Below are 13,165 nucleotides of genomic sequence, written 5' to 3'. Positions count from 1 at the left end.
GGCGCAACGAAAAAACGGACACCTTATGAATTGGATACTATTCGCATTGTCCGGTTACGATCCGGACAGCGATGCACGAAAGCCCCGTACCCAAACGGACACGGTCAAAAAGCGGACAACAAAACGGACAACCGACCTCCCCGACGATGTAAAGCCGAATCGGATTACTAAGAAACCCGAGCGGTATATCCGCGAAAATACGGACACCCACACCTGGCAACAAGTAGGCAATCGGACAGACTTTGGGCAACGCAGTAGCAACCTGCTCCCGGAAGAGGCCGAATACTTAGAAAATACCAAGAATTACCTGGTAGAGAAGGGGAGAATCCTCAAAGTCCTTTGGGCCAGTGGTATGACTGCTCAAGAAGCTGCCAATAGCTTTACCGAGCGAGGCTACAGCTACGAAACCGTCCGCCGTTACTGGACCTTGTTTAACCGTTTCTGTACCTCCCCTACTGAAACCGATAGGGGGGAGGAGGAATAGGGCAGGTAATTACAGGTAATTCGCCCTGTTTGAAATGTAATTAATTTAATATCAATGAATTACAATTTTTGTAATTACCAGTTACCACAGGTAGTTGACTGGTAATTGTAGGTAATTCGCACGCCAAAAACGATCACAAATGCAATATTTAGTCATTTTAACCCTACTGATTTACTTCCTGGTGCTGGTCAAAATAGGCCCGCTTGCCGCCCTTGTTATCACTGCGGTATGGATCATCGGATGTATACTGCTTTACACCCGGATGAGCTACCGGCGCAAGCTTCGCCACTATGGCAATCGCCTAGAGAACATCTACGAGTGGCAGCAGTCTTCTAAAGACAAGAGGGTAGTGGTACGGGCACAAAAGCACGAAGAGTGGCTCCAACTGTCTGGCAACAAGATGGACGTTCGTGTGCTCAAGATCTTTTACCAGGATACGCATAACCCCAGCGAGACTTGGGAAGAGTACACCGATAGGGTAGCGGCCACTATCGCCAATGACCGCATTCTTCGTCACCAGGAGATCGAAAGCTCCCAGGGGCGCGACTATTACCTAAGAGAAATGCATGGCCAGCAAGGCATCCGTTTCCCCGAAGAGCCCGAACCCGTAGACACCTGGACCCGTTTGTTCACCCGCAAAAAGCAAACGGCATGAAAGAGCAGCCCATTACCATCAAAGTTTCTAAAGAAAAAACCACCAATTACCAGCGAAATACCACCGCGTTTGAAACCCTGCGTTACGAGGAAGTAGGTAAGTCGTGGTTGTTGAACAAAAAGAGGGAAGTAGGAGAGTGGTTAAACAACGTTCACCAGACCCTCACCCTTACGGTGCAAAAGCTACGGGTAAAATGGCAGGTAATTACCGGTAATTCTTTGGTGAAAAAGACGCTGTGGCTGGTAAGTGGCTGTTTCGTGGTAGGTAAGGACATCCTAGTCATCATTTATTACGTAGTGCTAAGCTGTCTGGAAGTCACCTGTCTCTTCATCGGAGCCCTCTTGCGGCCTGCTCCCCGAAATACCACCCATACCCGACCTACCCGATCAAAAACCAAACCTTTCGAGCCTCCCATCGACGATGAATGGTGGCGAGAACGACCAAAGCCAAAACCCGCTAAGAAAACCCGGAAGATTCGGGTGATTGTGGAGGTGGAGGAGTGACCACAATAGCTACCTAATTTTTTATCCAATCACAGGTTCCTCCGCAGTGCTGACCGCCACCACCAGGAAGTAAGTCGAGGCGAGCGGGGGAGCCCTAAAACTAAGTGAAAATGAAAAACACTTCTAATTTCCAAGAAATATTAACCGAATATGAAGCTACAAGCGACTCGCTAAAAAGAGTTCTCTTTTATGTTGGAGTTGCCAGAGTACTTGATCGATTACTTAGATCAAAAAGAATAAGTACTTATATGTCTGATAAAATAATAGCTTCTTTTGAGCTATCTGAAGATGAAAGAATCGCTTGGGTAAATATTAGTATGGCGAAGATAAAATGGGACTAACTCAAGTATGCCGCAAGCACACGGACAACTAAAAATCACTCTCAAGCTCACCTTCTCCGAACTCCGCGCCCTCCACTACTGGTTGATGGAGATCATGGCGCATAGCAAGGAGCTGGTGCGCCAGAGCTTACACTACCGCATCCAGATGGAAATCCTGGGAGAGGTATTGGTCAAGAAGATCCATCCCAAAACCTTAGTCGATACTGGCCGTCCATTCAACATCAAGCTCAACTCGGTGGAATGGATGGCCATCCAGGCGGCGATCTATAACGGCTGGGGGCGATTTTGCCTCGATCTCTATGTGCAGAATGCTGTGCGGAATATTTCGCTGAATAAGCTGCCTAAGCTTAGTGATTATCAGGCGGGGTATTTGATTGCGCCGGATGGGTGGGAGGAGGAGTGATTAAATAGCCACAAATTCATAAATCCCATAGTGGCTTTCATCCCCGCGTGCCTTAGCCGCTTTGAACTTCTCGTTTACTCGCTTTTGAGCATTATAAATATCCTCTGCGCCATCAATTTTAAGGCGATTTGGATTCAACAGTCTTGGAGTAGACATAATCACTACACCACTGGCATGGTCCCAAATCTTAGGGGGCAACTGCTCTGGGCCATGAACGATCAAAAATACATCCAGCATCCGGTGGCGGTATTCGATAAGAATGTCTTTTAGGCCGGGTACATTGGTGGTGTTGGCCTCCAGGTATTGCATACAATCATCGAGCATGAGAATACCGTTGCGGTAATTGTCGTAGATGTTGATGAAGGTATCGTTCTTGCCTGGTGACGGGTTGTCGTCGCGTAACCGTGCCAACACCTGCCGGGTTTGGTTTTGGAACTTATAGTGGGCCTTGTTGGTCACGTTGATGATGGGCACATCGTGCCAGATTTTGGGAGCGCCAGTTTTGGTGACTAGCAAGCGCCGACCACCGATACCATCCATCAGCTGCTTGGCCATCGTCGACTTTCCCGTACCGTTACGGCCCCAAATGATGATCAGTTCGCAAAGCCGCTTTTCGGGCGGCTTGCGGACTGTTTTCTTTCTTGTCTTGCGTTTAGCCATACTACTTGTCCTTTTTTGCTTCCTCCTGAGCCTTTTTTATCTTTCCCTTGCTGTAAGCCATAGAGAAATTAGGGGCATAGATGGCCACCATGATGCCGATCAGGATAAACTCCAGACTCATCCGGGCCTGGTACTTCTTCACCAGTGCTGCCGTCACATCGAGGTAGTCACTGCTGATGTCCGATTTGTTATTGAACTTACGATATGCTTCGCCGGGTTCACGGGCCAGCATTCCGCAGCCCATGCCCATTACCCGGTCAAAGGTCATAATCATAAAAGTGGCCGTGACCTTATGCTCATCGGAATAATCCAGGTATTCCAGGTTATTCTTGTCGTCATTGGTGAGGGGTTCATCCGTGGCGGGTTCGCCCTCCGGATCTTCCCCTTCGTCACCACCGACGAAATCGCTTTCGTCTAAAAACTTGGGTGGCTCTACCTCTTCGCGTTTGACGCGCATTCGGTCAATCAGGCTTCCTACCGAGTTTTCGCCCTCGGGAGCAGCCTGCTCGCCGGTCGGTTGGTCAACGTGGTCTACGACGGTTTCCTGCTTCGGTGCTTGTTCTTCTGCGTTAGTCTGGCTTCCCATCGACTTGCTTTTTGTTGATTAAATACTGAATATCAATAGCCCGACTAAGTACCGTCGCTTCTCCTTCTAAGCGAAAAGTAGCTACGTAGACATTGGGCTTCTCGTCCGAAAAGTCAATCATGAGTACAGCCTGCCCTTCCTCTTCATTGAGGACTCCCCCGTCAGCTGCCGGTCGATTGAGGTTGTCGGCAAAGGATTTAATCTGAGGAAGAAACTGCTCCAACATCCCCATTGCCATTTTTTCGGGAGTCATGCTGTTGGCCAGGTTCTTCAGTTTTTCCAGTGGATTCATGCGCGTTGGTTTGGTAAGTGAAAATGATGAGATTGTTCTCCCTGCGGTGCCAGCTCTTACTTACTTCTTCCTGAAATACCAATTGGTTAATGGATTTGCGTACTCGCCGAGAAAGGTTGTAGTGCTCCCTTTCCGATAGTTTAGCCAGTTGTCTGGTGATCTGCCGTACCGTTAGGGGTCGCTTGGCAGCGTCCAGTATTTCCTTGATCCGGAAAGTGAGATAAGTACCGTAGAGAAGGTCTTGCATCATTTATTAGAGAAAATCGCATACAAATTTAATCAAATTAATTACATTTGTGTAAACAAATAAGTTATGTTTATAGAAGTAGAAAATATCACTTGGAGTGAAACCGGTAAGCGGGTAGACTTCAGTGTGACCGTTTTTAGCGGCGGCTTGTTTGGCAAAGGCGACAAGGAATGCTCCTTCAAGATGTTTGCGCTGGGCACTAAAGAGGCTTTGGAACGGTACCGTGACAAGGAAAGCGAATTGGCCGAAAAAGTAGCGCAAGCCCGCAGCAAATGGCTACAAACAGAAGGCAAACGTTATTACAATCACAGTATCAAAGGCCCGAGCTTAAACGTACGCATTTGGAAAAGTAAATACCAGACCTATGAATCCTGATGCCTGGAAAGAATTCCTCAATAGCTTATTCGTGAATGCGGATGGCAGCAGAAAATCAGCAGTAGTTAGTCTTACGCTCGAAGTTGGAGAGGGGAAATTGACACTTCCTGGAGTAGAAATCGCCCATACCGATACCCTCCAACAAGTATTCCTCAAAGTAGACCGGCTGTTTGCTCAATCAACAAACAGTGATGCAGCGGGGGAGCAAGAAGAGAATTTAACCGACCGGATAAAGCCGGTGAATGTAGAGCACATCCAGCATGGCAATACCGAATACATTGTCTACCGGATGAGTGATGAAAGCTTTCGAGTAGCAAAACCCAACGGTGAAGTGGTTACCCCCAAAACCATTGTCTACAATACCGTGGTCAAGAAATATCGAGAAAAATTCAATCTCGATTAACGTGTAGTGTTTATTTAGAAGTTGTGATTGATTTTGAAGTCCGCTATTGTTTAGCGGGCTTTTTTTTGATCTATTTGAATAATAGAGGCTTCGAGCGTTTACGGGAAAGATCAGGCAGTTACGGAAGAAAAGAAATGGGGTCATCGACGGCCGCGCCATGCCTTCAGCAAATTAATTCCGACGTCCCGATTTTTACTAGAGGGGTCGGAATTCTAGAATGAGGGGTAGATGGATAGGAATATGCAGCTTGAAAATTATCTTTTTTGTAAATTACGTTAAAAGAGGTATTTTGTTTGCACATAAGTAAGTTCTGCGCAACCCTTCGGGTAAAAAATAAAATCTAGAATGAATATCAAGGAGATAATACAATCAAATCCACTATTTCTAAGGACAGTACGGTTTACAGCATCGATATTTATTTTAATAGGGTTTGTTGGTTTTTTGGGAGGAGCTGCTATTGCAATAGGTTTTATTAACCCAAATTTTGAATTGCCGCTAGGTCATGTTACTTCAATTGCTGTTGATCGATATGATAACATATACTTGGGATTAGAATTTTATGGATATATACAAAAGTATAATAATGAAGGTGAATTTATAAAGAACTGGAGAGCTGTAGGTACGAGTGGCGGTGCTTTTAATATGTTATGTCAAAATGAAAAAATCATTACGAGCTCCGCTAGAGGTGATCTTATAACAGAATATGATTTGAATGGGAAACTGATTAATACTTCTAAAGATGCAAATGCATATCAATGGGGAAATAAGAACTCAGAAATTGAGGATAACCAAGGTAACATTTATAGACTAGATGGATGGATTTTAAGTAAAATAACAAAAACTAAAAAAGGTGGTGGTAGAGGGAATACTATTATTTCAATGGATCTTCTAAGATCGATATTTAAAGGACCAGAGCCAGCATGGTTGATTGCCTTTTTGGGAATACTCTTGTATAGGCTTTCTGTATCAACTACTGAAAAGAGTAAGCTAGAAGAAAAAATCGAAGCTACTTTTAGAAAGCTAGGCTTCATAGATAGAAAATAACAATGAATTCCAATAGTCAAAAAAGAAGTTATTTCTTAGACTTACCTAACAGGTCAGATCCTCTCTACCTTTCTCCCTCTCCACCAAATGCCCCGTGTCCCACCCCTGCCCCGTGACCTAAAATCGCCCCGGGGCGAGTTCAGGACATCTATTGCCGGACCCATTTTTGCCCCCTATCATTGTGTTCACAATTAGCAAGAAATGCTCTTTTAAAAACGCAATCTCATCCGATGAATCCTGTATTAAACGGAAGAAAGGGGCGCACCCCGGTCATTCCTCCCAACATGGTCAATAAACCAACGATTGTTGGCACCGATGGCCCGAATGCACAGCAATGGACGCCCAATGCCAGTCCGTACTTCGCTATTGAAGTAGACGCTACGGCGCAGGCACTGGTAGACGCTGGCGTGCCCATCCAGGTGGTACTTTTTGACACCAACCGTCAGTACCAGCAACGAACCAATTATTTCATGCCCTTGGAGCTGCTCATCAAGTCTCGTACCGATGTGAGCTACCAGGCACTGATCGACGACATCAACGAAGTGGCTGCGGTGGTAGATGTTTTGCAGATGCAACTCTGCAATTCTGACGATCCCAACTGCAATTTCAACTTCTTTCCATCACTGGATTTGATGTATTGCCAGCGCGGACAGAAGCCTTCCCTGATTAAGACGATCCACCCTGACATGGGGGTTTCCGAGAATCAGTATCACCTCAACCGAGCGACCTTCCAGGCCGATATGGTAATTACGCAGCGCCACGCACTGACGTTCACCATTCAGCCAGGAGAGAAAGCATTATTGGCCTTCTACCAGTCGATGGAGCTGGGCCGTAAATATTAAACCATTCTCATGCCCGGATTTAACACCGCAGGCTGGCAAAATGCGTCCGACGTCATTAGCCAGAATCAGCCTGCTAACAACAGCGGTTGGTTAGACCGCATCTTGGGCCGGGTTGACGATGGCTTTGATGTTTATGATCGGGTAAGATGTGCGGCTAATCCTACCGCTCCGGGGTGCTACCAGACAAGTGCTGGTGCCTCCGGAGCCGGAGGGGTTCCGCAAGACAATACCTGGCTCTATGTGGGCCTGGGCGTCGTTCTCTTACTGGTTATCGGTATCGTTATCATCGCACTAAAAAAGTAGAAGCCATGAATAGTCAACGCTCAGCATTGAGCTCTAAAAACACGGCGATTCGCCACATCAGTGGTGACAGTGTCCGAGGTATCCTGCCACAAGAAGACATCAAGGTTGTTGCGGCCAAGAATACGGCCAATGTCGATAATTCTGAAGTCGTCAACAACGAAATCGAGGAAGTGAATAAGTCGGAGGAACGGAATGTTCTCTGGTATGCCCTCGGTATCAGTGTTGGCGTGGTCTTGCTGGCCGTCGTCGCGCTCAAGTTCAAACTGATCAAAATCTAAGCGGTAGCCTATCGCTTTCATTCCTCAACATTAACGCGGAGCATCCGCTTACCAAAATTCTATGCTCATGTCATTCTCAAGTAACAAATGGGTCGGCGCACTGGCACTCGTAGTAGTGATCGCCGTTGCCGTCCTCATTGGCAATATGGCCACTGATAAGTACATGGAAAAGAAGGCTCCCTCTGTAGAGTAGTCTTTATCCAATAAAAAACAACGCCTTCGCTATTTCACTAAGGAACAGCACGAAAATACAATGCGATTTCGCTTCGCGGCTACTTCGTGGTTGTTTTCAAAATAGTTAAATAAACGCTTCATTTTAAGTGTTTTAACTATTTGGAAAACTCAGAAAAATCGTCATTTATTTTCTGCGCAATACGATGGTGAAATAGCGGAGGTGTAATCCTCACAAAAATGTTTGAGTATCCGATGATTTTTGGAGAAGACGGCGTCAAAGCCACCGTCATTGTCGCCACCGAGTGGACGACGATTATTTACGTTACTGTAGCCATCTTCGTTGGGATCACCCTGGCATTGATTGTGGCTAAAAAAGTAGCTGGATAATGAAAAAGGGAATCATCATCACGCTCATCGTTGTGGGTACCCTGATCGCAGGGTATTACCTATACACCTGGTCAGGTGGTGGTAGTTGTCCACCGGCACGCAACCCCAAGAAGTTTCCGGAGCCGTGGTTGGACAACAAAATCCCTCACGGAGATTTAGGTACCCTGGCTGAAAAGTACGTCAACCCCGTTTTGGGTAACGATGATACCCAAACCAACGGAGCGCTGATCGGTGGTTTTTTCAAAGGCATCAATGTCTATCCCTCCGATGGAGCGGCCAGGTACTACCAGTCCTATTTGAAGACTTATTTAAAAAGCTCGCAAGCGGTTCCTTACTGGAATATGATGGTAGGCGAACTGCTTTGCAAAACACAAGAATAAAATGGCGGCAATCAACGCAATTGTTACCGGCGCTTACGCAACCATCATCCAGCTAGAAGGTGGTGAGGTTACAACCTTGGCGAAATACCGGCAATCGGGTAGCTCTACGGCCATCACTGGCGTAATGCTGGGAGCCAATCAGCCCCTCATCCAAAACGATGCTGGTCAGATCGTTTCCCTGGTAGATCACCTGCGGAGTACAGGCGGCCAATTGATTGAAAAAACGGTCACGGGCGGCTATCAGGCACTCGTCATCTCTGGAGGTTCTACCAAAGACTTGACCAAGTACCAGCAAGAAGAAGAGACGGCTCTTTTGTCTGTGGCAGCAGCGAAAGAACTAGTGGCAGGCGAACTAGCAGAAGTGGTGGTACTTGATAACCAGCAATAAAAATCTCTGCGACTCTGCGGCTCTGCGCGAGGTACACAATTTTGGACATTCTCGCTTTTTGTAACCATTAATCAAATCAAGCTATGCAACTCATTTCCAAGTACGGCCCCATCATTCTGCTGACCATCGCTTTGGCATCACTGTACCTCCAATGGGCCACCTACCAGGCGGCTACGGCGGATTGTGGATGCCAGGATAAGCAGGTAGCAGATAGTGGAACGGGCCCAATCGTCTAAACTATGACTGCTAGTGCTAAAAAATGGATCATCGTTGTGGCTGCAGTAGGCTTGCTCTTACTACTCAGTAGTGAACTGGCCAAAGCTGCCAATGTGGTTGCACCCAACTTGGGTGTGGGTACCCAGCGTAAATCCTTTTTAGGACAGGCAGATCTGCCCCGAGGCATTCGCAACAACAATCCCGGTAATTTGAAGATGACCACCCCGCAGCAAGGCTGGTTGGGGAGCATCGACCGGGGGGAGAATACCGATGGCGTTTTTGAGCAGTTTGTCTTCTACGGCTACGGCCTGAGAGCTATGCTCAAGCTGATGCGCAACAAGATGACGCGCAATGGTGACAACTCCATCCGCAAATTGATCTACAGCTGGGCACCACCCGGCGAGAACAGTACCGAGAACTATATCGCAGCCGTGGAAAACGTCACCGGCATTCCGCAAAACCAGGTCATTGATGTGAATGATAAAGATCGCCTCTTTGCGATCGCTCAGGCCATCGAAAGCCAGGAAAACGAAAAGGTGGTGATGACGCGCCGCGATTTTGATAACGCTTACAACTTGATCTGATGAATGATCTAATGGAGATATTCAGAAGCAAGCCGGTACAGTATTTTTTATACTTCGTGCTGCTCATGCTCCTTGTCCGCTGGATTGGAAAACGATGTGATATCTAATGAAAAAACAACTGGTAATCGTGGTAACGTTGCTTTTGATCTTGCTCCTGATCCGCAGGGTTTTCGGAACGACCATTACCAATATTACCCGTCTGCTGCCCCGTCACGCGACCAAGACTTTCCCGAGTAGGAACAAGTCGCAGATTGAGCAGATTGTAGTGCATCATACTGCCGGAGCTGAGAACCAAACGCCCAAACAAGTCGCCACCTATCATGTTGGCCCCAACCACGTTTGCGATTCGGGATGTCCGGGCATTTTGTACCACTACTACATTACACGATCAGGTAAGATTTACCAGGTCAACGAACTCGAAACGATCGCCTGGCATTTGGCTGGGCAGAATACCCGCTCCGTCGGCGTGGTCCTGGCAGGTAATTACGATAACTATCCAGCGACCAGGGTACAACTGAAGGCTTTGAACAAAACCATCAAAGCCATAGAACGCAAGGTAGGCCGCTCTTTAGAGCTGACTACTCATCGGGGAGAATGTCCGGGCTGCACCCAGTGTCCTGGCGATTATTTACAGGCTCAAATAGCATCCGTATGAATCTGAGATTTTACTTCATCACACCGTATTACGAGGAAGCCGAGGCCCGCAGCCACGACTTCAATCTACCGTATATCAATGTGGCGGAGGAAGGGATCGCTGATGCTTGGAGCCAACTTACCGATGAGTATTCGGAGTACGACGGCTTCTTGGCTTACAACTCCAATGGAGATTTGGCAGGCCTGGAAATCAAGAAACTTCCCGCTCTAATTGTCTTCGATGTGGATCGGCAGCGGGCAATTTTCAAGTTGGAGAAAAACGAGATCACCCGTGAAGAGGTGCGTCAAGTTGCGCTTTCGGCTTGGAGCCTGACACCTGATCCACAAGATCAAGATAAGTACATCACCCAGTCAGGGAAGAATGTCAGTACCGGTCAGTTGCTCAATGCCAAGCCTTGCCCCCAATGGGTGCCCGGCTTTATGTGTAACGAATTCGGTACCCGCTCCTGGTCAGGTATTGGAAGTATTCTCAGTTGGGTATTGATCCTGGTATTGTTATTCGTCATCTACAAAATGGTCAAGTAAATGGGATTATTCTGTGGAAAAGTCTGCAACTGTAAGAACCGCTGTGAGAGCTACTTTCCTGGTATACCTTCATTGATTGATGCCTGCAAGAGCGCCTGCAAAGGAGACTCCAGCATGAACAAAGACAAGTTCTTGTGTTCGGGCAATATCGTTGACCAGCAAATAATCATCTCCTCGTTAGGTTACGATCCTTGTCTGGGAGATGATATTGATTTTGGAGACACGGTTGCCGGACAAGTTGCCGGTGCTGACGATCGGCAATGGGAACGACTACAACCCATTTTCTTAGGCTTGGGCTTGCTCATTATCGCAGCACTGGCCATTGTTTACGTCATCCGAAGATAAATGGACCCAATATCAGCAGTCGCCAATGCCGTGGGCAACATCTTCGGGCCAGACTCGATTTTCGGAGCCGGAAAACGCGCTCAATACGAAAACCTACCCGATTGGATCACACCCGATCAGGTACGACAAACCGATTACACCCCCTACGTCATTTTGATCGCAGGGACACTAATATTAATGATCATCATGGTGGTGATTTTGAGAAGTAAATAACGCGCTATGCCCACTTTAAATGATTTGAGCAACGTAAGGCTTCGTGGCCGCTTAGTAGGTGCCTACGATCCTGAGTATTGGGTGGAAGGAATAACTGATCCTGTCCCTCAAAGTGAGCTGTTCACTTATATCCTGGACAATTTAGGCGGTGGTACAGGCGGTGGCGAAAATGACATCACCGAAGCCGCTGGAACGCCCTCGGGCGCACCCGGTGCTGGTGAGCCGCAAGTTTACCAGGACACTACCAACGGCAACGTCTATACCTGGGATGGTACCCAGTGGAACATCATGGCCGTGGTGGCCAGCAATGGTCTGACTAAAGTAGGCAATGACATTGAATTGGGCGGTACGCTGGAAAAGAACACGACGATCAATACGCTGGGCTTTGACTTTATTTTTAACGCCGTCACGGGTGCGCTTGAATCAATCTTCAGAATGCGCCCTTCTGTAGGTTCGGTAGATATTTTCACCCAAGACACCAGTACGAATCAAGAATCCAGCTTTGGTCTTTTACCTCAGTCTGCGGTTATCGAGGTGAATGGTGTCAATGGTGTTCCCCAAAGCGAATCCTCGCAAATGACGATGACCCAAACGGTCTGGCAAGCGGTTGTCAGCCTGGGAGGGAAGATCAAAAACCGGCTACTTCTTGATGCTGATAGAGTTGAAGTGACAGCCGAACGGCTGGAATTCAAAATGGAAACGGCTCAAAATGGAGCGGTAGGTCATGTACTTACCCTGGTTGATGTGGTTTCAGGCCGTGCCGAGTGGCAATCTCCATCTGGTGGTAGTGGTAATGGTATTGATGACATTACCGAAGGCAGTGGTGATCCATCGGGAGCGCCCGGTGCCGGAGAACCAGCAGTCTATCAAAACACCGACAATGGAAGCCTCTGGATTTGGAATAGCCCAGGAGGTATTTGGATAGAGGTTTGTTTAAAAACGCCATTGGATACTTACGATTCAATCGCTGATGCAAGGGCTGCAGGCTTAGTCAAGGGTGATCAATTTAAACTTAGTCAGAGTAATACCGAGGGCGGTATTGCGGGGACAGTCATAGAACTATTATAAACGATGAAACAGCTACTTCTTTCACTATTGATACTGGTGGGCTTGAACCCACTGTTTGCCCAAACAGATATTGTGGCGGGTGGCGGTGAGTGTAAAGTCACTGGTGATCCAGACTTGCACCCAACACTGGGTAATGCAACACTGAACAACTGTTGGTTGGCTGTCGATGTGGCTACCGGCGACAAATACTGGTACAATCCGCAAGGCACTGCGGGTGACCGTTGGGATATTATCCCACCAGGTACAGATGATCAAAACCTAAGCCTTGCAGGTACGACACTAAGTATTGAAGACGGTAACTCCGTTGATCTGTCAGCACTCCAAGACGGCACTGGCACGGATGATCAAAATCTAACGCTAACCGGTACCACGCTGGCCATCGAAGATGGTAATAGTGTTGACCTGGCCACGCTCGATACCGATGATCAGACGCTTTCTCTTTCGGGAACGGAGCTGACTATATCTGAAGGTAATACCGTTGACTTGGGCGCACTGTCCGGCGTAGATACCGACGATCAGAACTTGAGTCTTACGGGAACAACGCTAAGTATTGACGATGGCAACGCTGTTGACCTTTCCGCCTTACAAGATGGGACGGGCACGGATGATCAAAATCTAACGCTAACAGGTACGACACTAAGCATCGAAGATGGAAATAGTGTTGATCTAAGCGCACTGTCGGGCGTAGATACAGATGACCAAGGTGTCGATAACTTCTCCCTTAGCGGAACGACGCTAACCCTGGAGATTGAAGATGACAGTCAAGCACCACATACGGTAGATTTATTCGGTCTACAAGATGGGACGGGCACGGA

General features: G+C 47.5%; 27 protein-coding genes. 23 read left to right on the top strand and 4 right to left on the bottom strand.

Going from position 1 to position 13,165, the window contains the following annotated elements; genetic code table 11:
- From ACRBG0_RS21525 to ACRBG0_RS21505, 5 genes are all read left to right on the top strand, one after another.
- Nucleotides 1-484 (top strand): hypothetical protein (locus tag ACRBG0_RS21525; RefSeq protein WP_431488914.1); only part of this gene is annotated, 484 nt, incomplete at its 5' end.
- A 139-nt stretch (nt 485-623) separates the two neighbouring features.
- Complete coding sequence (locus tag ACRBG0_RS21520; protein WP_431488913.1) at nt 624-1,139, top strand: hypothetical protein; 516 nt, start codon at nt 624-626, stop codon at nt 1,137-1,139.
- Entirely contained in the window at nt 1,136-1,642 is a 507-nt protein-coding gene (locus ACRBG0_RS21515) for a hypothetical protein (RefSeq protein ID WP_431488912.1), read from the top strand. The genes ACRBG0_RS21520 and ACRBG0_RS21515 overlap by 4 nt, the downstream gene beginning before the upstream one ends.
- 110 nt (nt 1,643-1,752) lie before the next feature.
- Nucleotides 1,753-1,983 (top strand): hypothetical protein, encoded by a 231-nt coding sequence (locus ACRBG0_RS21510; RefSeq protein WP_431488911.1) that lies wholly within the window; start codon nt 1,753-1,755, stop codon nt 1,981-1,983.
- 7 nt (nt 1,984-1,990) lie between these two features.
- The gene (locus tag ACRBG0_RS21505; RefSeq protein WP_431488910.1) at nt 1,991-2,386 is read left to right on the top strand and encodes a hypothetical protein; all 396 of its coding nucleotides are present in this window, start codon (nt 1,991-1,993) and stop codon (nt 2,384-2,386) included.
- Here the strand turns inward: ACRBG0_RS21505 and ACRBG0_RS21500 are convergent, their stop codons facing one another.
- From ACRBG0_RS21500 to ACRBG0_RS21485, 4 genes are read right to left on the bottom strand one after another with little or no spacing between them, the layout of a single operon-like run.
- Nucleotides 2,387-3,046 (bottom strand): hypothetical protein, encoded by a 660-nt coding sequence (locus tag ACRBG0_RS21500; RefSeq protein ID WP_431488909.1) that lies wholly within the window; start codon nt 3,044-3,046, stop codon nt 2,387-2,389.
- Between the two features lies 1 nt (nt 3,047).
- Nucleotides 3,048-3,632, bottom strand: a complete 585-nt coding sequence (locus ACRBG0_RS21495) for a hypothetical protein (protein ID WP_431488908.1) — start codon at nt 3,630-3,632, stop codon at nt 3,048-3,050.
- Nucleotides 3,616-3,858: a hypothetical protein gene (locus ACRBG0_RS21490; RefSeq protein ID WP_431488907.1), complete on the bottom strand. Its 243-nt coding sequence runs from the start codon at nt 3,856-3,858 to the stop codon at nt 3,616-3,618. The genes ACRBG0_RS21495 and ACRBG0_RS21490 overlap by 17 nt, the downstream gene beginning before the upstream one ends.
- Entirely contained in the window at nt 3,830-4,174 is a 345-nt protein-coding gene (locus tag ACRBG0_RS21485; protein ID WP_367390147.1) for a hypothetical protein, read from the bottom strand. Before ACRBG0_RS21485 ends, ACRBG0_RS21490 begins: the two co-directional genes overlap by 29 nt.
- 63 nt (nt 4,175-4,237) lie before the next feature.
- On the opposite strand from ACRBG0_RS21485, the gene ACRBG0_RS21480 reads away from it, so the two are divergent.
- From ACRBG0_RS21480 to ACRBG0_RS21395, 18 genes are all read left to right on the top strand, one after another.
- Nucleotides 4,238-4,546 carry a hypothetical protein gene (locus tag ACRBG0_RS21480; protein WP_431488906.1) on the top strand — a complete coding sequence of 103 codons (309 nt, stop codon included), beginning with the start codon at nt 4,238-4,240 and terminating at the stop codon, nt 4,544-4,546.
- Nucleotides 4,536-4,949, top strand: a complete 414-nt coding sequence (locus tag ACRBG0_RS21475; RefSeq protein WP_431488905.1) for a hypothetical protein — start codon at nt 4,536-4,538, stop codon at nt 4,947-4,949. Before ACRBG0_RS21480 ends, ACRBG0_RS21475 begins: the two co-directional genes overlap by 11 nt.
- Nucleotides 4,950-5,294: 345 nt before the next feature.
- Nucleotides 5,295-5,993, top strand: a complete 699-nt coding sequence (locus tag ACRBG0_RS21470) for a hypothetical protein (protein ID WP_431488904.1) — start codon at nt 5,295-5,297, stop codon at nt 5,991-5,993.
- A gap of 230 nt (nt 5,994-6,223) precedes the next feature.
- Nucleotides 6,224-6,835, top strand: coding sequence for a hypothetical protein (locus ACRBG0_RS21465; RefSeq protein ID WP_431488903.1), 612 nt, complete (start codon nt 6,224-6,226; stop codon nt 6,833-6,835).
- Nucleotides 6,836-6,844: 9 nt separating this feature from the next.
- Entirely contained in the window at nt 6,845-7,138 is a 294-nt protein-coding gene (locus ACRBG0_RS21460; RefSeq protein WP_431488902.1) for a hypothetical protein, read from the top strand.
- Between the two features lie 5 nt (nt 7,139-7,143).
- Complete coding sequence (locus tag ACRBG0_RS21455) at nt 7,144-7,416, top strand: hypothetical protein (RefSeq protein ID WP_431488901.1); 273 nt, start codon at nt 7,144-7,146, stop codon at nt 7,414-7,416.
- Nucleotides 7,417-7,483: 67 nt separating this feature from the next.
- Nucleotides 7,484-7,609 (top strand): hypothetical protein, encoded by a 126-nt coding sequence (locus ACRBG0_RS21450; RefSeq protein WP_431488900.1) that lies wholly within the window; start codon nt 7,484-7,486, stop codon nt 7,607-7,609.
- A 218-nt stretch (nt 7,610-7,827) separates the two neighbouring features.
- The gene (locus ACRBG0_RS21445; RefSeq protein WP_431488899.1) at nt 7,828-7,977 is read left to right on the top strand and encodes a hypothetical protein; all 150 of its coding nucleotides are present in this window, start codon (nt 7,828-7,830) and stop codon (nt 7,975-7,977) included.
- Nucleotides 7,977-8,357 carry a hypothetical protein gene (locus tag ACRBG0_RS21440; RefSeq protein ID WP_431488898.1) on the top strand — a complete coding sequence of 127 codons (381 nt, stop codon included), beginning with the start codon at nt 7,977-7,979 and terminating at the stop codon, nt 8,355-8,357. The genes ACRBG0_RS21445 and ACRBG0_RS21440 overlap by 1 nt, the downstream gene beginning before the upstream one ends.
- A 1-nt stretch (nt 8,358) precedes the next feature.
- Nucleotides 8,359-8,745, top strand: a complete 387-nt coding sequence (locus ACRBG0_RS21435) for a hypothetical protein (protein WP_431488897.1) — start codon at nt 8,359-8,361, stop codon at nt 8,743-8,745.
- Nucleotides 8,746-8,828: 83 nt separating this feature from the next.
- Entirely contained in the window at nt 8,829-8,981 is a 153-nt protein-coding gene (locus tag ACRBG0_RS21430) for a hypothetical protein (protein WP_431488896.1), read from the top strand.
- A 3-nt stretch (nt 8,982-8,984) separates the two neighbouring features.
- A complete protein-coding gene (locus ACRBG0_RS21425; RefSeq protein WP_431488895.1) occupies nt 8,985-9,545 on the top strand; it encodes a hypothetical protein in 561 nt (186 codons plus the stop codon).
- Nucleotides 9,546-9,651: 106 nt separating this feature from the next.
- A complete protein-coding gene (locus ACRBG0_RS21420) occupies nt 9,652-10,200 on the top strand; it encodes a peptidoglycan recognition protein family protein (protein ID WP_431488894.1) in 549 nt (182 codons plus the stop codon).
- Nucleotides 10,197-10,724, top strand: a complete 528-nt coding sequence (locus ACRBG0_RS21415; protein WP_431488893.1) for a hypothetical protein — start codon at nt 10,197-10,199, stop codon at nt 10,722-10,724. The genes ACRBG0_RS21420 and ACRBG0_RS21415 overlap by 4 nt, the downstream gene beginning before the upstream one ends.
- Nucleotides 10,725-10,838: 114 nt before the next feature.
- Complete coding sequence (locus ACRBG0_RS21410; protein ID WP_431488892.1) at nt 10,839-11,069, top strand: hypothetical protein; 231 nt, start codon at nt 10,839-10,841, stop codon at nt 11,067-11,069.
- Nucleotides 11,070-11,282, top strand: coding sequence for a hypothetical protein (locus ACRBG0_RS21405; protein WP_431488891.1), 213 nt, complete (start codon nt 11,070-11,072; stop codon nt 11,280-11,282).
- A 6-nt stretch (nt 11,283-11,288) separates the two neighbouring features.
- Nucleotides 11,289-12,350, top strand: a complete 1,062-nt coding sequence (locus ACRBG0_RS21400) for a hypothetical protein (RefSeq protein WP_431488890.1) — start codon at nt 11,289-11,291, stop codon at nt 12,348-12,350.
- A 3-nt stretch (nt 12,351-12,353) separates the two neighbouring features.
- On the top strand, nt 12,354-13,165 hold an 812-nt coding region (locus tag ACRBG0_RS21395), incomplete at its 3' end, for a hypothetical protein (RefSeq protein WP_431488889.1).

It is taken from the genome of Lewinella sp. (assembly GCF_050633125.1).
Lineage (GTDB): Bacteria > Bacteroidota > Bacteroidia > Chitinophagales > Saprospiraceae > Lewinella.
The sequence above is the reverse complement of the archived record's forward strand: the minus strand, read 5'-3'. Positions and strand labels throughout refer to the sequence as shown.